Raw genomic sequence first — 18148 nt, 5'->3', positions numbered from 1 at the left:
CCGTCGGTGTGCGTGCGGTGTGCCTGTCCCGAATCTGCGCGACCGAGCCTAGCAACTCCTGATACTGGAAGACCTTTCTAGAAAAACACTCCGCGCGGCGGTGTCGTGGCGAGGCGCACCCGGTGCCGGGGTGCTCAGGACGTGGTGGAGCGCTCGTACAGGGCCCGGATGCTGTCGCCGAAGTAGATGCTGTACGAGGTCTCGTCGTCGCCGCCCCCGTCGCGGCCGCCGATCACCCCGATCAGGATGCGGCCGTCGGTCAGCACCGGGCCGCCGCTGGTGCCGTGGGGTACGTCCGCGCAGTCCAGCCGCAGCTGCGTCGGCCCGGCCGGGCGGGCGGTGTTGCGGCACTCCAGCGGCTGCTCGGAGGTGTTCGGGTAGCCCACGAGCCGGGCGGGCGCGGGTAGTTCGGGCCCGAAGGCGATGGTCTGTGCCCCGGTGACGTCCTCCAGTCGCTGGCCGGGATAACCGGGGCGGCGCAGCCGGACGAAGGCGATGTCGTGGTCGGGGTCCTGGTCCTCGGTCCAGCGCGGGTCCACGTCGATCCGGGTGGGCACCCAGATGCCGTACGGTGCCACGCCGTCCCGGTAGCCGGGGGCGAAGGCGAGGTTGGTGCGGAAGCCGCCGCCGTGGACGCAGTGCGCGGCGGTGGCGATGAGGTCGCCGCCGGGGGAGTGGACCACCACGGCCGAGCAGTGGTGGTCGGGGTCCCCGTCGGAGCCGGGGGAGAACAGTGCGCCGATCGCGGGCTCGGCGGCGGCGGGCCGGGCCACCAGGGGGTCGGAGGGCTGCCACCCGGCGGAACGCCAGTTCACCGGGGCGCCGCCGGCGGCGAAGGCCTTGCCGTCCGTGGGCGGCTCCGGGTCCTCCCGGACGATCCCGTCCAGCACCGCGGCCGCCGTCCGGTCGGCACGTTCGGGGTCCTGCTGGTAGATGCCCTGCGCCGGATCCCCGTCCGCGCGGTTGGCGGCGATGCCGCGCAGCTCCCAGGCGGCGTACCCGAGGCCCGCGAGGGCCAGGGTGCAGAGGAGACCGACGAGCACGGAGCCCCGTGCGACCCGGCTCCGTCCCTGCCCCCGCCCCCGTCCCTGCCCCCGCCCGTGAACCGTGCTGAACATGTGGTGCTCCCGCCCCGCTGACCTGTCCGACTCTCCGTTCGATGGGGGAGCGGCGGCCCCGGTTCCGAACGGGGGACGTGTCCGTGCTCACAGCCGGTCCCGCCGCCGTGTGCGCGTCACTCTCCGGCCTTCCGCATGTCACCCAACTGCCCTACGCTCCACGCGACTTGAGCCGCCAACGATCGACAGGAGCCGAGAGCATGAGATTGCGGAACCGGATGGCGGGTGCGGTGACGGCCGGGCTGGCGGCCGTGGCCCTCGCCCTGGGCACGGCGGCGCCGGCCGGCGCGGCGGCAGGCTCCTCCTCGGCCGGCGCCTCCTCGGCAGGGGCCGCCGACGCCCTCCCGTACGCGGGATCGACCGGCGTCGGCGTGCACAACGCCTACGAGAAGGCCAAGTACCCCTACTTCGCGGACGCGTTGGACTCCGGTGCCGCCATGCTCGAACTCGACGTGTGGACCAACTTCTTCGGCAGCTCGTGGCGGGTCTCCCACAACAACCCCTTCGGCAACGACAACAACTGCGAGAACGCCACCACCCCGGCCCAGCTGCGCACGAAGTCCCGCAACCAGAACCTCGCCGGCTGCCTCGCCGACATCCGCAGCTGGCACGACGCCCACCCCGGCCACCGGCCGGTCGTCCTCAAGCTGGAGCTCAAGGACGGCTTCGCCGCCAACCTCGGGCGCGGCCCCGCCGACCTCGACGCGCTGCTGACCGCGAAGCTCGGCGACGCCGTCTACCGCCCCGGCCAGCTGGCGGCCGCACACCCCGACCTCGACACCGCCGCCCGCGCCGGGGCCTGGCCCAGCCGCGCCGGCCTGGCGGGGAAGTTCATCGTGGAGCTGATCCCCGGCACCGTGGAGGAGGGCAACGGCTCCGACACCCTGTGGACCGACCGCGAGTACGCCATCCACCTGCGCTCCCTCGCCGCCCAGGGCCGGCTCGGCCAGGCCGCCGCCTTCCCCGCCGTGCACCGGGCCGAGCCGGGCGACCCGCGCACCCGCTACGCCGACGCCTCCCTGCGCCCCTGGTTCGTGATCTTCGACGGGGACGCGAGCGCGTACGCGGCGGGCTCCATCGACACCGGCTGGTACGACCGCAACTACTACCTGCTGATCGCCACCGACGCCCACAGCGTCGCCCCCGCCATCGACTCCACCCGCCCCACCGAGGCCCAGGCCCGCGACCGCCTCACACTCCTCGCGGGACGCCACGCCTCCGTGATCTCCGCCGACTGGTACCCCCTGCCCCAGGTCCTGGCGACGGTCGTACCGCGCGGCTGAGGCGTCCCGGCGTCCCGGCGTCCCGCTCCCGCCAGGGGGTCGCCGAGCCGAACTCCGCGTTCCGGGGCCGTTGTTGGCCGGGCGGCGCTATGGTGCCGGGCGGGGCGACTGCGTGAGGGGGCGGGGCAGCGGTGCGATTTCTCTTTGTCCACGGTACGGGGGTGCGGCGCGAGCGGCACGACACGCTGTTCGCACTGGTCCGGGAGCGGCTGGCGGCCAGGTTCCCCGGCGCGGTCGTCGACTCCTGCTACTGGGGCGACCGGTTCGGGGCCACCCTCGGCGCCGGGGGCCGGTCCGTGCCGGGGCTGCGGCCGAAGCCGCAGGCCGGGCCCGACCCCGTGGACGCGGAGACCGCGGAGTGGGCGCTGCTGATCGCCGATCCGCTGTGCGAGGTGCGGGTCCTGGCCGAGGCCGGCTGGGAGACCGAGGCCGGCTGGGAGGGCGAGGCCGGCTGGGAGGGCGAGGGCGAGGGCACGCCGGTCGACGGCTTCGCGATGCCCGGCGTGCAGGCCGCCGGGGGCCGGGTGCTCGGGCTGCTGGCCGCCCTGGCGCCCGCCCCGCCGCCCGTCGGGGACGAGCTCGGCGCCCTGCTGCACGGCACCGGCCTCGCCGCGGGCTTCGCCGCCGCCCTGGAGTCCACCGCCGGCTCCGCCGAGGCGGCCCGGGCCGGGGAACGCGCGGCCGGCGAGCCGCAGGCCCGGGAGCTGGCCACCGCCCTGGCCCGGGCCGTGACCGCCGCCGCGCTCGCCTCCGCCGGGGCCGAGGCCGATTGCACCGGCGCCGAACGGGACCGCCTCGTCGAGCTGCTCACCACCCGCCTCGGCGGCGACGCCCGGGTGCCCGGCGCCCGCGCGGCCGCCGTCCTGGGCCGGCTCGCCCTGCGCGTCACCACCCAGCCCCTGCTCAACGCCTGGCGCGGCTCCCTCACCGTCGGCGCCACTCCCGCGCTCGGCGACATCCTGCGCTACCAGGCCCGCGGCCACGACCTGCGGGAATTCCTGCACGCCCGGATCGCCTCCGATCCGGGACCGACCGTACTCATCGGCCACAGCCTCGGCGGGATCGCCCTGGTGGACCTCCTCGCCCTCGCCGCCGCCCGCGGCGAGGCCGTCCCCGGGGCGCGGCTGCTGGTCACCGTCGGCTCCCAGGCCCCCTTCCTCTACGAGCTGGGCGCGCTGACCGCGCTCGAACCGGGCGCGAAACTCCCGTACGGCTTCCCGCGCTGGCTCAACGTCTACGACCGCCAGGACGTGCTCGCCTACCTCGCCGGGCCCGTCTTCCCCGGCGACGCGCGCGTCACCGACCACGAGGTCGGCAGCCGGCAGCCCTTCCCGGCCTGCCACAGCGCCTACTGGAAACAGGACTCCCTCTACGAGCGGATCGAACAGGCGGTGGCCGAGGCGGAGATCGGGTGACACCCGCCGACTTCCTGCCCCCGGCCCTCGGGCCGCGGCGCACCTTCGCGCTCGTCGCCGGGGTCGAGCGCTACGACATCAGCCACCGCTGGAACCTGCGCGGCCCGGCCCGCGACGCCCTGCGCTTCGCCCGGTGGCTGACCGGCCCCGGGGAGGTGCCGCCCGGCAACGTCCGGCTGCTGCTGTCCCCGCTCGACGAACCGGACGCCCTCGACTGGTCCGAGTCCCCGGCCATGGCCGCCCTGCGCAAGGCGTACCGGCCGGCGACCGAGGAGAACGTCAAATCGGCGCTGCTCGACGAACTCCCGCAGTGCGACGGCGACCTGCTGTGGATCTTCTGGGCCGGACACGGCTACCTCGGGCCGCGCCAGGAGCTGATGCTGCCCTGCGCCGACGCCCGCCCGAGCCAGATCAGGCACCTCAACCTCGACTCGGCGCTGCGCTGGTGGCGGACCGACCTCGTCACACGGCGCCGCTTCCCGATCCAGGCCGCACTCGTGGACTCCTGCCGGGTCGACGCACCCCGCGACACCCGGTGGAACTTCGGCAGCACCGACTACGGCGGCGGCAGTGCCGTGCCGGGCCGACGGCAGTTCCGGCTCTACGCCTCCCGCGAGGGCGAGGCCGCGCAGAACGACGCCGAGCGCGGCGCGGGCCGGTTCACCGAGGCCCTGCTCGGCGAACTCGGGCAGCGGTCCGTGCGGGAGGGCGTCAGCGGGCTGCCCCTCGCCGCCCGCAGCATCCACCGCGCCTTCCAGGAGCTGCGCGAGCGCGGAGAGGGCTGGCAGCTGCCGCAGTTCCTCGTGGACCGGGACTGGGACGACTGCTCCTTCCTCGACGACGACCTGCCCGGGGCCGGACCCACCCCGGCGGCCCGGCTCGACCAGCAGGCCTGGGACGGCATCGGCGAGCTCTTCGAGGGCCGCGAACTGCCGCGCAGCGCCTACGAGGCCTACGCGTGGGCGTTCAAGGCGGCCGGCTGCGCGGCCCCGGTGCGCGGCGGCCTGCCGGGGGACAGCCTCCTGGAGGTGGTCCAGGACCTGGACGAGCGCCAGGGCGGACGCGGCGGGATGCCGCTGGCCGTGCCCTTCGTACGGTTCCTCGCGGACCGGGCCGCCGCGGCGGGCGACGCGGCGTGGGCGGCCCGGCTGCGGGACTGGTTGCGCGCCACCCGCGAGCGCCTGGCCCTGCCGGCGGTGCCCCCGCCGCCGCCCCCGCCGCGCCGGACGGTCGTGCACGTCCGGCTGGAGGCGCCCCCGGACGGCGGGCCCGGCTTCCTGGCCCGGATCTGGCTGCGGGGCGAACGGACCGAGCACGTATGGGAGTCGGAGGGCGAACCGGTCCGGCTGGACACCGTACGGGAGGAGCTCGTACGACAACTCGCCCTGATGGGCGCGGCTTCGGGAGGCGGCGGCGGGCCCGGGCAGCGCCCGGCGCACGGCACGGTGGAGCGCATCGAGTTCCACGTGCCGTACGAGCTGCTGGACGCCGACTTCGACCAGTGGCCGGTGCCCCGCGGCCCGGCCGGCCGCCGCCGCGCGCTCGGGCTGCTCCACCAGGTGGTGGTGCGCTGCCCGCAGGAGCGGGCGGACACCCGGGCCGAGTGGCACAGCAGCTGGCGTTGGCTGTGCGCCCAGGGCGGCCGGCACCCCGATGCCGTCCGGGTGGTGGAGGAGACCGAGGTCACGGACGCGCTCGGGATGGAGCTGGCCGCGGGACCGGCGCCCGCCTGCGTCCTCGCGCACACCACGGCCGCCCCGCACGCGGGGCTGCTGGAGGCCGTACTGGAGGGCGGCGTGCCGGTGGCGGTCTGGCGGCGCGGGGGCGGCGTACCGGCGCCCGCGCTCCTCGACCTGCTCGCACCGGCCGGGCCGGACGGCCGCCCCGACCCCGGCGCACTGGACGTACTCGCCTTGCCCGCGCGCGTGCGGGAGGTGCGCCGGGCGGCCGCCGGCGTGGCCGCGGGATCCGTGCGCGCCCGTCAACCAAACGCACAGGGAGACCAGTTGGTGCTGTTGTGGGACGATCCCGATGACACACCGGGCCTCCGGTCCCTGGCCTGACCCCGACCACTGACAGACGGCGACACCGATGATGGAGGCAGAGGCAGTGGTGAAGGACTGGTGGCTGTACCACGGGACCGGCGAGGACGCGGACCGGCGCGCCCGCCTGGAGGCCGGATCCCCGCCGCCCTGGCGGGACTTCACCGGCACCCCCGACCCGGGGTACGCGCCGCCCGGATGCGAGGGACCGGCATGGGAGCGCACCTGGCGGCGGGGTGAGGGCTACGTACCCGACGAGCCCGAGAAGGACGTCGTCAACACGGCCCTGCACCTGCGCAGGCCGCTGCTCGTCACCGGGAAGCCGGGCGTCGGCAAGTCCACGCTCGCGTACAGCATCGCCTCGGACCTGGGCCTGGGGCCCGTACTGCACTGGCCGATCACCAGCCGGACCGTGCTGCGGGACGGGCTGTACCTGTACGACGCCATCGGGCGCCTCCAGGAGGCCGGGCTGGAGCAACTGCGCACCCCGGGCGCGCTGCCCGGGGCCGCCGCCCGGGCGGCCGCAGCGCCGCCGCCGGACCCGGGCACCGCGGCGCTCGCCGCCCGGGCCATCGCGCCCGCCACCTCCCCGGCCCCGGCCGCACCCTCGATCGCCCGCTACCTGCGCCTCGGCCCGCTCGGCACCGCCCTGCTGCCGCAGGACCGCCCGCGCGTGCTGCTCGTCGACGAGATCGACAAGAGCGACATCGACCTCCCCGGAGACCTCCTCACCGTCTTCGAGGACGGCGGCTTCCTCATCCCCGAACTGGCCCGCCTCGCCCACGAGGACCCCACCGTCGCCATCGGCACCGACGACGATCCCGACGCCGCCGTGCGGATCACCCAGGGCCGAGTCCAGTGCCGCTACTTCCCCATCGTCGTCCTCACCAGCAACGGCGAACGCGATTTCCCGCCCGCCTTCCTGCGCCGCTGCGTCCGCCTCCACCTGGAGCCGCCCGGACCGGAGAAGCTCGCCCGTATCGTGCGCCGCCGCCTCGGGGTCGACATCGAGGCCAGCGAGGAGTACCAGGAACTCGTGCAGACCTTCCTCGACCGCGGCGAGGACGGGGACCTGGCCACCGACCAGCTCCTCAACGCCATCCAGCTCCGCCTCGCCGGTGCCTGGTCGGCCCCCGGCGACCGCGACCGCTTCCTGGCCACCGTCATGCAGCACCTGACCGGGCCCACGGCGTGATCGAGAAGCTGCTCGCCGCCCTCGCCGACGGCGCCGAGGACGGCGGCCCGCGCCCCGGCATCGGGGCGGAGGAGATCGCCGACATCCTGTGGCTCGCGGCCCGGGTGGATCCGGCCGGGGCCGGCCCGCCCGGGGGCCCGGCGGCCGACCCGCCGGGCGAGCAGCCGCCCGCCTGGGACTCCCCGCCGCCCGGGGCCGGACCCGTGCCCGGGCCCGGGGGCGCGGACGGGGCCGATCCGGCCGTCCAGCTCTACCCGGCCTCCCGGCGCGACCCCGCCGGCAAGCCGGCCGACACCGGCGCGGGACGCCGTGGCTCGCCCCTGCGGCTGCCGAGGGCCGCCTCCCTCGACGATCCGCTCGCCCTGATGCGCTGTCTGCGCCCCGTCGGCCGGCGCTCCATCGGCGGCCCGGGGGAGGAACTGGACGAGCAGCTCACCGTGGAACGCAGCATCGAGCGCAGGATGCCGACCCCGGTCCTGCGGCCCGCCGAGAGCCGGTGGCTGGACCTGGCGCTGGTCGTCGACACGCACCACTCGATGCTGCTCTGGGCGGACCTCGTGGACGAGGTGCGTCGTGCGCTGACCCGCAGCGGGGTCTTCCGCGACGTGCGCACCTGGCAGCTGACGGGCACGGGATCCGGCGCCACGCCGATGGTCACCCGCGGCCGGGGCGGCCCGCCGCGCAACCCGCTGGAGCTGGCCGACCCGGCGGGCCGCCGGCTGATCCTCGTCCTCTCCGACACCGTGGCGGGCGGCTGGCGGGAGGCCCCGGTGCAGGGCGTGCTCCGGCACTGGTGCGCGCACAACGCCGTGGCCGTACTCAACGTCCTGCCCGAACGGCTCTGGACGCGCGGCGCCGTCCGGCCCGTCCCCTTCGCGGTCCGCGCGGACCGGCCGGCGGCCGCCACCCGCTCCTGGCAGCAGGTCCCGGCCGCCCGCCGCGGCCGCGCCCGCCCCGGGCGGGGCCGCGCCGCCGCAGCCGCCACAACCGTCGTTCCCGTGGTCGGGGTGGCCGCGGGAAGCCTGGCCCGGCTGGTGCGCGTGGTCTCCGGGGACGGCCGCTGGCGGCGCCTCGCGTGCCTGCGCCTGGACGCGGAGCCGGGGACCACGAGCGCCCCGGACGAGCCCGCCCCCGGCGGCGGGCGCGGCGCGCTGGAGGCGGTGGAACACTTCCGGGCGAGCGCCTCCCCGACCGCCCAGCAACTCGCCGCCCACCTGGCCGCCGTACCGCTGACCCTGCCGGTCATGACCCTGGTCCGGCGCTCCCTGCTGCGCGACTCGGAGCACGGCCACCTCGCGGAGGTCGCCCTCGGTGGGCTCTTCGCGCCCTGGGGCGCCGAACAGGACCCCGAGGACGTGGAGTTCGAGTTCCTGCCCGGCGTCCGCGAGGCCCTGCTCGGCTCGCAGCTGCGCGGGGACGTGGCCGCCGTACGGGAGCTGGTGCGCCGCCGCGTCTGGGAGTTCATGTCCCGCAACCGGCGCACCGGTCCGGACTTCTCCGCGATCCGGGTCGGCCCCGGCCGGGAGGGCCGCCGCCGGGTGGCCGAGGAGGCCCTGCCGTTCGCGGCGCAACCGCAACCGCAACCGCAACCGCAACCGCAGCCCCAGCCCCAGCCCCAGCCCCAGCCCCAGGATCCGCCGGGACCCGGCCTGCGCGACCGGATCGTACGCGTCCGCTACCACGGGCTGCCGGAGCCGCAGGAGGTCGGCACCCTGCTGACGCCTCGGCTGGTCCTCACGGTCGGGGACATGGTGCCGGGTGCGATCGGCTGGGTGCGGGCCGGTGACCGGGAGGTCTACTGCCGCCCGGTGTGGTGGGACGACGCGCTGCCCCGGGTGTTCCTGCTGCTGGCCGACGAGGACCTGGTGGATCCGGTGGCCTGGTCCGACCCCCTGCCCTGGTCGGCCGCGGACCCCGCCTCCGACCGGGTCCGCGTCGACGGCCGTACGGACCAGGGGGACCCCGTGGCGCTGACGGGCGAGGTGGTCCCGTACGAGGGAGCCCGCAACGGCGAGCTCGTCCGGCTCTCCACCGAGCCCGAGAGCTGGACGCACTACCGCGGCGGCCCCGTCTCCCGCGACGGCGAGCTGATCGGCGTCGTCCACGGGGTCTGGCCGGACCGCATGGTGTTCCTGTCGGGCCACGCCCTGCTGGAACAGGCGGGCTTCCGCGAGGCCATGGCCGCGTCGCACCCGGCGACACCGGAAACGGAGCGAGCAGGGGCGTCGGTGTGCCTGGCGGTTCGGCCCGGCGACGACGGCGTGTACCCGCGCGGAAGCTCGCCGGAGGCGGAGGCGAGCGACCTCTTGATCGGGCTCATGGGGGACGAGCACATCACCGGGAGGTTGGTCAGTGGCGGGAGAGACGCGCCGGTGCTCGTCACGTTCGATGCTCCGGGCGCCCTCGGCAAGGCCGGTCGGCTGCTGGCCGAACTGCCCCGGGCCATGGCGGTGTTCGGCGAACGGCGGATGGACGGCATGCACCCCTCCCTCGCCGTGTCCGTGGTGACCGGGGAGGTCGTCGCGGAGGGGAGCGGCATCGCCGGGCAGGCGGTGACGGACGCCGTCGGGCTCGTCCGGCACCCCGGGCTCCTGGGCCCGGGCCGCCTTCCGTCCAGGTCCGGATCCCTCCGTGTGGCCCTGTCCCATGCCCTGTACCTGGAACTGGCCGAGCTGCTCAGGCCGACCGTTCTCGGCGCGCTGGAGCAGGTGGGGGGCGGGACGCAGGGCTGGCTGTGCACCGGGGACCCGGCCACACTGGGCGAGGCCCTGGCAGAGGCCGATGAGCTCCGGGGCGAGGCCGTCGACTGGCCCACCTGCGGCCTCGGTGCCTCGCGGAGCGACCCGGTGGGATGCGTCGGCGTCCGGCTGCCCGAGCTCGGCCGCTGCCTGGCCCATCTGGAGCGCGAGGCGCGGGAGTCCTACCTGAGGACGCTCGGGCCCGGATCATCGCTGGACTTCAGGGGCACCACCTTCGCGCCCGGCCTGCTCCAGCAGGTGCTGCGGACGGTGTGGGATCCGCAGACGCATCGCGCCAGGGTGGGGTCGGCTGCCTTCGACCGGGCGCGCTTCGTGGACGACTGGCAGAGCGCGGAGGCGGAGTTCTGGGGCCGTGTCTCCTTCCGCCGTGCCGTGTTCGAGGGGCGGGCGCTGTTCGAGGCGGTCACCTTCGGCGGGCCGGTCTCCTTCGAGGCCGTCCAGTTCCGGCGGGCCGCGTCCTTCGACGGGATCCGTTTCCACCGCGCGGCCACGTTCCGCCGTACGGTCTTCGGTGACACCGTCGGGTTCACGGGCGCGCGCTTCGACGGCGAAGTCTTCTTCAGCAGGGCGGTCTTCAAGGAGCCGTCGGACATGAACGGGGTCCGTGTCGAGGGCGCGGCGGACTTCAGCCGTACCCACTTCCACCATGTGCTCGGGCTGCACGGGTCCGTCTTCGCCGGGCCCGTCTCCTTCGCGCACGGGGTGTGGGAGCGTGGGCTGGTGTCCACCGGGACCCGGTTCGAGGGCCCGGTGGTCTTCGACTTCGCGGACTTCCGGGGTTCGGTTTCCTTCGAAGGCGTGCGCTTCGAAGGAAACACGGGATTCCAGCCCCCGTCGTCGTCCCGCCGGCCGGACTCCTGGGTCGCCGAGCAGCACGCGGACGGCTCGTGGGACATCCGCGGCGCCAACGAGGAGTGAGCCCGTCCGGTCAGGACCCGCTGTGCGAGGCCTCCAACTGACGCCCCGGACGCGGCTCCGCGGTGGCGAGGCTCGCCTCGATCTCGTCCAGGGCGCGACGGGCCGTGGCGATGCGTTCCTTGAGGTCCGCCCCTCCCGCGTCCGGGCCCCCGGCCGGCGGGACCCGGTTGGCCTCGTCCTCCATCTCGCGGGCCTCGTCCAGGGAGTTGAGCACGACCCCGATGAGGACGTTCACCAGCACGAAGGAGGCGAGCAGGGCGTAGGAGGCGTAGTAGATGATGCTCAGGCGGGAGATCTGCAGTCCCGCGCGGACGGCGTCGGTCAGGCCGTCGAGCGTGGTGAGCAGGAACAGCGTGAGGGCGGCGCGGCCCACGGACCCGTAGTGCTGGGGGTCGGAGTCGGCGAAGCAGACCCAGCCGACCATGGCGTACACGTACAGCACCAGCGCCCCGACGAACAGGAAGCTGGCGGTGCCCGGCAGGCTGCGGCCGACGGCGATCAGCAGGATGCGCAGGTGCGGCAGGAAGCGCGCGGTGCGCAGCACGCGGGCGAGGCGCAGCAGCCGCAGGAGGGTGGTGTTCTCACGGACGAGCGGGACGAAGGCGGAGGCGACGATCGCGAGGTCGAAGAGGTTCCACGGGTCGCGGAAGAATGCTTTCGGCCGGTCGGCGCACGCGCCCAGGCGCAGCAGCATCTCCAGGGTGAACAGGGTGAGGCAGCAGTCCTCGGCGGCCCGCAGCACCTGCCGGTATTCCTCGGCGAGCCCGCTGTACGTCTCCACCCCCATCAGCGCGGCGTTGAACAGGATCGCGGAGAAGACGACCAAGCCGAAGGCGGGGGCCTCCGTGGCCACCCGGCACCGGGCTGCCAGCTTCATCCGGCCGCGTCCGGCCGGCCTCGGGTCTGTCATCGCGCTCCTCGTACTCTCGTCTGCACCGCGGCCGAACGGCGGCCCATCCTTCTAACGCCGCACAGCCGATCGGGTTTCACCACTTTCCGCACGCCAACGCGCCGACTCGTGCGGGTTGACCGCCGAAACGGTCCCGGAGCCGCCGAGCCGGTCGAACCGCGCCGGGAAACGGCCGGGTCCGGCCACCTCACCGCGGCCGGACCCGGGTACCGCGTCGCTACGCGATCTGCTGCCGGACCAGGTCGGTCACCTCGGCGGCGTGCTCGTTGAGGTAGAAGTGGCCGCCGGCGAAGCGGTGGAGGGAGAAGGGGCCCTCGGTGTGATCGGCCCAGCCCGCGGCCTCCTCGGCCGTCACCGCGGGATCGATGTCCCCGGTGAGCACGGTGATCGGGCAGGTCAGGGCGGGGCCGGGGCGGTAGCGGTAGGTCTCGGCCGCCTTGTAGTCGCCGCGGATCGCCGGAAGCACCGAACGCAGCAGCTCGTTGTCGGCCAGGACCGCCGGGTCCGTACCGCGCAGCCCCTTGATCTCGGCGAGCAGCCGCTCGTCGGGGGCGAGATGGATCGTCTGGTTCTCGCGGTGGTGCGAGGGGGCCCGCCGCCCCGACGCGAACAGCGCGACCGGCGCGGGGTCGCCGGCCTCCTGCAGCCGCAGCGCCACCTCGAAGGCCACCGAGGCGCCCAGGCTGTGCCCGAACAGTGCCACCGGCCGGTCGCACCAGGGCCGCAGCTCCGCGACGACCCGGTCCGCGAGCTCGTGCAGGTCGTCGACGCACCGCTCGTGGTGGCGGTCCTGGCGGCCCGGGTACTGCACGGCCACCACGTCGGCGTGCGGGGACAGGGCCCGGGACATCGGGAAGTAGTAGCTGGCCGCGCCGCCCGCGTGCGGGAAGCAGAACAGCCGTACGGGCGCGTCATCGGCCGGGTGGAAGCGGCGCAGCCAGCTGCCGGGCGCCATCACGGTCGTCGTCGTAGGGGTCATGGTCGTACGGGTCATCGTCGGTCGGTGTCCTTTCGGTCGCCCGGAGCGGCGGAGGGTCAGAACGGCGGGTTGCCGTGCTTGCGTTCGGGCAGCGGCACGTGTTTCGCCCGCAGCACATCGAGCGCGTCCACCAGCACGCGCCGCGTCCTGGCCGGGTCGATGACGTCGTCGACGAGGCCGCGCTCCGCGGCGTGGTACGGGTGCATGAGTTCCTGGCGGTACTGCTTGACGCGCTGCGCGCGGGCCGCCTCGGGGTCGTCCGAGGCGGCGATCTCCCGGCGGAAGACCACGGTGGCCGCGCCCTCGGCGCCCATGACGGCGATCTCGTTGGTGGGCCACGCGAACGACAGGTCCGCGCCGATCGAGCGGGAGTCCATGACGATGTAGGCACCGCCGTACGCCTTGCGCAGGATCACCTGCACCCGGGGCACCGTGGCCGCGCAGTACGCGTACAGCAGTTTCGCGCCGTGCCGGATGACCCCGCCGTGCTCCTGGCCGCTGCCCGGCAGGAAGCCCGGCACGTCCACCAGCGTCACCAGCGGAATGCTGAAGGCGTCGCAGGTCTGCACGAACCGGGCCGCCTTCTCCGAGGCCTTGATGTCCAGCACCCCGGCGAGCGAGGCGGGCTGGTTGGCGACGATGCCCACCACGTGGCCGTCCAGCCGGGCCAGACCGCAGATGATGTTGGTCGCCCAGTGGGCGTGGACCTCGAACAGATCGCCGTCGTCGATGATCTCCTCGATCACGGCCCGCATGTCGTAGGAGCGGACCGGATCGGCCGGAACCAGCTCGGACAGCGCCTCGGTCAGCCGGTCCGCAGGGTCGCGGGAGGCCACGGCCGGCGGCAACTCGCGGTTGTTGGACGGCAGGAGCGACAGGAGGTGGCGCACCTCTTCGAGGCACTCCTCCTCGGTGTCGTAGAGGAAGGCGCTCGCACCGGAGACCGAGGAGTGGACCTGCGCGCCGCCGAGATCGTCGTGACTGATCTCCTCTCCGGTCACCGCCCGCACCACGTCGGGACCGGTGACGTACATCTGCGCGATGTCGCGCACCATGAACACGTAGTCGGTCAGCGCGGGCGAGTACGCCGCCCCGCCGGCGCACGGCCCGAGCATCACGCTGATCTGCGGGATCACCCCGGACGCCGCCACGTTGCGGCGGAAGATGCCGCCGTATCCGGCGAGCGCGGTGACCCCCTCCTGGATACGGGCCCCCGCGCCGTCGCTGAGCGACACCAGCGGGGCGCCCGCCGCCACCGCGAGGTCCATCACCTTGTGGATCTTCTCTGCGTGCGCCTCGCCGAGCGAGCCGCCGAATATCCGGAAGTCGTGCGCGTACACGAACACCCTGCGGCCGTCGACCTTGCCCCAGCCCGTCACCACACCGTCGGTGTGCGGTCTGCGGTCCTCCAGGCCGAAACCCGTGGCCCGGTGCCGGCGCAACTGCTCGATCTCACGGAAGGTGCCCGGATCGAAGAGCAGGTCCAGCCGCTCGCGCACGGTCAGCTTGCCGCGGGCGTGCTGCGCCTCGGAGGCCCTCGGGGACGGACCCAGCTCGGCGGACTCCTTGATCGCTCCTAGTTCGGCCACTCGGACACCGACATCGGCAACTGTCATGCTCCACCCGTTTCCTCGGCCATCGGGGCGCCGCCGATGGCGGCGCCCTGGGCAGTGCCTGCCATTGAAAGCACCCGGGGCGCGCGCGGAGAACACCGACCACCCCCTGACCGGGATAGGGGTGCGCGCGCCCTCCGGGCCGACCCGGCGCTTCCCCGTACCGGTGGGCGGGCGCCGCCGTCGGCGCCGAGGCCCCCTGCCGCAGCCCCGGAGCCGACGGGCGCAAGCGCCCCTTAAGGAAGGGCACGCATGATCCGGGCCATCGAGGTCCGCCATTCCACGGGCCCGCAGACCCGAGGGGATGCCGCGGATGTCAGAGTCACGCTTCGCCACCTTCACCGAACTCCTCCGGGTTCGGGCGGCTGAACTAGCCGACGAGGACGCGCACATCTTCCTCCGCGACACCATCGGCGGGGTGGAAGCCGACCACCTCACGTACGGCGGGCTGGACCGCGAGGCAAGACGGATCGCCGCCTGCCTCCAGGAGCACGGCGCTACCGGACAGCCGGTGCTGCTGATCTACTCCTCGACCCTCGAGTTCCTCAAGGCCTTCGCCGGCTGCCTCTACGCCGGCGCCATCGCGGTACCCGTACCGATGCCGGGCGAAGCCGGCCGCGACAAGCGGCTCAACCGCACCACCGCCGTCCTCAAGGACACCGGTGCGACGGTGGTCCTCACCGAGACGGCGGCCGCACCCGAGGTCGCGCTCTGGCTCGCCCGCAACGCACGGCCCGAGGCGCTCTGCGTGGTCAGCGACGTGGCCGGCATCGGCGACGCCGACGCCTACCGGCCCGTCAGCGCCCGCCCGGACGACCTGGTGTTCCTCCAGTACACCTCGGGCTCCGTCTCCGAACCGCGCGGCGTGACCGTCTCGCACCGCAATCTCCTCGCGAACCAGGCCGCCCTGCAGAAGGTGCTGGGCACCACCCGCGAGGACCGCTTCGGAAGCTGGCTGCCCTACTTCCACGACATGGGACTGGTGGCGCACCTGCTGCACCCGCTCTGGCTCGGCACCCACAGCGTCCAGGTCACCCCGCTGTCCTTCGTCAAGCGGCCGCTGCGCTGGCTCCAGGCCATCGACGAGTACGGCGTCACCGTGGGCGGCGGCCCGAACTTCAGCTACGACCTGTGCGTACGCCGCGTGAAGGACGAGCAGGTCGCCGCGCTCGACCTGTCCCGCTGGCGCCTGGCCCTCAACGGCGCCGAACCCGTACGCCCCGAGAGCCTGGACGAGTTCGCCGAGCGGTTCGCCCCGGCCGGCTTCCGCCCCGAGGCCCTCTACCCCTGCTACGGACTGGCCGAGACGACCCTGGTCGTCTCGGGCGGCGCACCCGGCACCCCGCACGTCCGCAAGGACTTCGACAGGACCGCCCTGATGCGCGACCGGGTGCTGCGCGCCGCCGGCGGGGAGCGCGTCCAGACCCTGGTCGGCTGCGGCGTCCCGGTCGACATCGAGGTCCGCATCGTCGACCCGCTGACCCACCACGAGCTGCCGAGCGGCGCGGTCGGCGAGATCTGGCTGCGCGGCCACAGCGTGGCCCGCGGCTACTGGCGGCGGCCCACCGAGACCGCACAGACCTTCCGCGCCAGCCTGAACAACGAGGAGAGCAACTTCCTGCGCACGGGCGACCTGGGCATGCTCGACGAGGGCGAGCTGTTCATCACCGGGCGGCTCAAGGAAGTCGTCATCATCAACGGCCGCAACGTGTACCCGCAGGACATCGAATGGGCCGCACGCACCGTCAGCCCGGCGCTGACCTTCGGCGTGGGCGCCGCGTTCTCCGTGGACGCCGGGGGCGAGCAGCTCGTCCTCGTCCAGGAGGTGCGCGGAGAGGGCAACGCCGAACTGCGGACCATCGCCCAGCGGATCCAGGCCCTGATCGGCAAGGAGTTCGAGATCCCGGCCGGCAACGTCCTGCTCGTGCGCCCCGGCACCGTACGCCGCACCAGCAGCGGCAAGGTACAGCGCACCCTGATGCGCAAGCTCTTCCTCGACGGAGTCATGCGCGGCGAGTACGAGGTGCTCACCCCGGACGTACGGGCGCTGGCCCGGGCGCAGGACGCGCTGTTCGGGGAGGACCTGCTGCAGCCGGAAGGAGCCGACGGAGGAAGACGGTGGTGACCTCCCTCCTCGGCGACCAGGCCGTGGCGCAGCAGCGCGAGAACGCCGTACGGGCCCGGGTGGCCGAGCTGGAGGCGCTGTTCGGCGACCCCTCCGACCCGGCCAACCCGGTCGGCTACACCGCGTTGCTGGAGGCCGACCGGGCCGCGGTGCCCTTCGCGGCGGGCGAGGCGCTGCTCGACGAATTCGGGATCACCGACGAGTACATACCGCGCGCGCTGGGCGGGCGGCTCGACGGGATGGACACCCTGGTCAGGATCATGCGCCCGGTCTTCCGCCGCGACGTGGGCCTGGCCATGGGCCACGGCATGACCACCTTCATGGCCGCCTCCGACGTCTGGACCGCCGGAAGCTCCCGGCAGCGGCACTGGCTCGCCGGGCTGCTGCGCGACGGGGGCAAGGCGGCCATCGCCCAGCACGAGACCGCCCACAGCAACGACTACGTGCGCAGCCAGGTCACGGCCCGCCGCAGCGAGGACGGCTATCTGATCAGCGGCGGAAAGCCGATGGTCAACAACCTCGAACGGGCGGGGGCGCTGGTCCTGTTCTGCCGTACCGACCCCGCCCCCGGCAGCGGAAGCCACTCGGTGCTCCTGCTGGAACCCGAGCAGCTGACGGACGTACGGGCGGCGGTGACGGCGCCCCGGACCCCGGTCGGGCTGCGCGGCTGCCGGTTCGCCGGGGTGGAGTTCGACGACTGTCCGGTGCCCCGTTCGGCCCTGCTGGGCCCGGAGGGCAGCGGCATCGAGACCGCCCTCCGGTCGTTCCAGATCAGCCGGACCGTGATCGCCGCCACGGCCGTCGCGGCGCTCGACACCAGCCTGCGCACCGCCGTCCGCTTCGACCGGGAGCGCTCCGGCGGGTGGCAGGCGGGCCGCGGCGACGGGGGCCGTACGGGCGCGGCACTCTCCAACGCCTTCGTCAACCTGCTGCTGTACGACGCCCTCGCCATCGTCGCCACCAGGGCCCTGCACCTGCTGCCCGCCGAGACCAGCGTCTACTCGGCGGCGCTCAAGTACCTGCTGCCCCGCGTGCTCACCGAGACCATGTACGACCTGTCCATCGTGCTGGGCTCCGGCTTCTACACCCGTGAGGGGACCCTGGGCATCTTCCAGAAGCACGTCAGGGACGTGCCGGTGCTCAGCCTCGGCCACGCCGGAACGGTCGCCTGCCAGGCCACGGTCATCCCGCAGATGCCGCGCCTGGCACGGGCCTCGTGGTTCATGGAGGACGAGGCGCCCGCCGGCCTGTTCCGTCTGCACGGCGATCTGCCGCCGCTGCGGACCGACCGGCTCAGCCTCGCCTGCGGAAGGGACTCCCTCAGCGCGACCATGCTCGCCGTCAGCGCGAGCATCGAGGGCACGGGTCCCGTCGAGCACGCCCTGCGCACGCTCGCCGGCCAGCTCGTCGAGGAGTTCCGCGATGTGCGCGGCCGGGTGCTCAGACTCGAAGCGGCGGGTTCGGCCGCCACCGCCCAGCCCGCCAAGTTCGCCCTCATGGACCGGTACGCGCTGCTGCTGGCCGCAGCCGCCGTACTGGGCCTGTGGGACCAGGGCCGTTACGGCCCCGACCCGTTCCTCGCCGACCCGTCCTGGGCCGCGGCCGCCCTGCACCGCATCGCCCGGCGGCTGGGCACGCGCGTCGCCGATCTGCCGGCGGAGTGCGAGACCCGGATCCGGCACGAGGTCCAGCTCCGCTTCAGCACTCAGATCAGCTACGACCTCTACTCCAGCCCCATCCCCGGCTGACCGGTTCCCCCGGCCGGCCGGCGGATGCGCCGTACGCACTGAA

General features: G+C 74.3%; 11 protein-coding genes. 7 read left to right on the top strand and 4 right to left on the bottom strand.

From position 1 onward, the window contains the following. Positions 1 to 134 precede the first annotated feature (134 nt). Positions 135 to 1043: a trypsin-like serine peptidase gene (locus tag ACZ4TV_RS23815; RefSeq protein WP_468136797.1), complete on the bottom strand. Its 909-nt coding sequence runs from the start codon at positions 1041 to 1043 to the stop codon at positions 135 to 137. Positions 1044 to 1318: 275 nt separating this feature from the next. On the opposite strand from ACZ4TV_RS23815, the gene ACZ4TV_RS23810 reads away from it, so the two are divergent. The 5 genes from ACZ4TV_RS23810 (at position 1319) to ACZ4TV_RS23790 (ending at position 10730) form a co-directional block, all read left to right on the top strand. After that, positions 1319 to 2401, top strand: coding sequence for a phosphatidylinositol-specific phospholipase C domain-containing protein (locus tag ACZ4TV_RS23810; RefSeq protein ID WP_468136796.1), 1083 nt, complete (start codon positions 1319 to 1321; stop codon positions 2399 to 2401). A 131-nt stretch (positions 2402 to 2532) separates the two neighbouring features. Then, the gene (locus tag ACZ4TV_RS23805) at positions 2533 to 3816 is read left to right on the top strand and encodes a hypothetical protein (protein WP_468136794.1); all 1284 of its coding nucleotides are present in this window, start codon (positions 2533 to 2535) and stop codon (positions 3814 to 3816) included. Beyond that, the gene (locus ACZ4TV_RS23800; RefSeq protein WP_468136792.1) at positions 3813 to 5879 is read left to right on the top strand and encodes a VMAP-C domain-containing protein; all 2067 of its coding nucleotides are present in this window, start codon (positions 3813 to 3815) and stop codon (positions 5877 to 5879) included. The genes ACZ4TV_RS23805 and ACZ4TV_RS23800 overlap by 4 nt, the downstream gene beginning before the upstream one ends. A 31-nt stretch (positions 5880 to 5910) precedes the next feature. Further along, complete coding sequence (locus ACZ4TV_RS23795; RefSeq protein WP_468136821.1) at positions 5911 to 7053, top strand: AAA family ATPase; 1143 nt, start codon at positions 5911 to 5913, stop codon at positions 7051 to 7053. Next, the gene (locus ACZ4TV_RS23790) at positions 7050 to 10730 is read left to right on the top strand and encodes an SAV_2336 N-terminal domain-related protein (protein WP_468136790.1); all 3681 of its coding nucleotides are present in this window, start codon (positions 7050 to 7052) and stop codon (positions 10728 to 10730) included. Before ACZ4TV_RS23795 ends, ACZ4TV_RS23790 begins: the two co-directional genes overlap by 4 nt. A gap of 10 nt (positions 10731 to 10740) precedes the next feature. On the opposite strand, the gene ACZ4TV_RS23785 is transcribed toward ACZ4TV_RS23790, so the two are convergent. The 3 genes from ACZ4TV_RS23785 to ACZ4TV_RS23775 form a co-directional block, all read right to left on the bottom strand. Beyond that, a complete protein-coding gene (locus ACZ4TV_RS23785; protein WP_468136788.1) occupies positions 10741 to 11640 on the bottom strand; it encodes an ion transporter in 900 nt (299 codons plus the stop codon). A gap of 217 nt (positions 11641 to 11857) precedes the next feature. After that, positions 11858 to 12634, bottom strand: a complete 777-nt coding sequence (locus tag ACZ4TV_RS23780) for a thioesterase II family protein (RefSeq protein ID WP_468136787.1) — start codon at positions 12632 to 12634, stop codon at positions 11858 to 11860. A 41-nt stretch (positions 12635 to 12675) separates the two neighbouring features. Further along, positions 12676 to 14235: an acyl-CoA carboxylase subunit beta gene (locus tag ACZ4TV_RS23775; RefSeq protein ID WP_468136786.1), complete on the bottom strand. Its 1560-nt coding sequence runs from the start codon at positions 14233 to 14235 to the stop codon at positions 12676 to 12678. A gap of 310 nt (positions 14236 to 14545) precedes the next feature. On the opposite strand from ACZ4TV_RS23775, the gene ACZ4TV_RS23770 reads away from it, so the two are divergent. Beyond that, the gene (locus tag ACZ4TV_RS23770) at positions 14546 to 16357 is read left to right on the top strand and encodes a fatty acyl-AMP ligase (protein WP_468136785.1); all 1812 of its coding nucleotides are present in this window, start codon (positions 14546 to 14548) and stop codon (positions 16355 to 16357) included. Beyond that, complete coding sequence (locus ACZ4TV_RS23765) at positions 16351 to 18105, top strand: acyl-CoA dehydrogenase (RefSeq protein WP_468136784.1); 1755 nt, start codon at positions 16351 to 16353, stop codon at positions 18103 to 18105. Before ACZ4TV_RS23770 ends, ACZ4TV_RS23765 begins: the two co-directional genes overlap by 7 nt. Positions 18106 to 18148: the final 43 nt, after the last annotated feature.

The organism is Streptomyces sp. NPDC028910, assembly GCF_055564955.1.
This window is presented reverse-complemented; position numbering and strand designations above follow the sequence as displayed.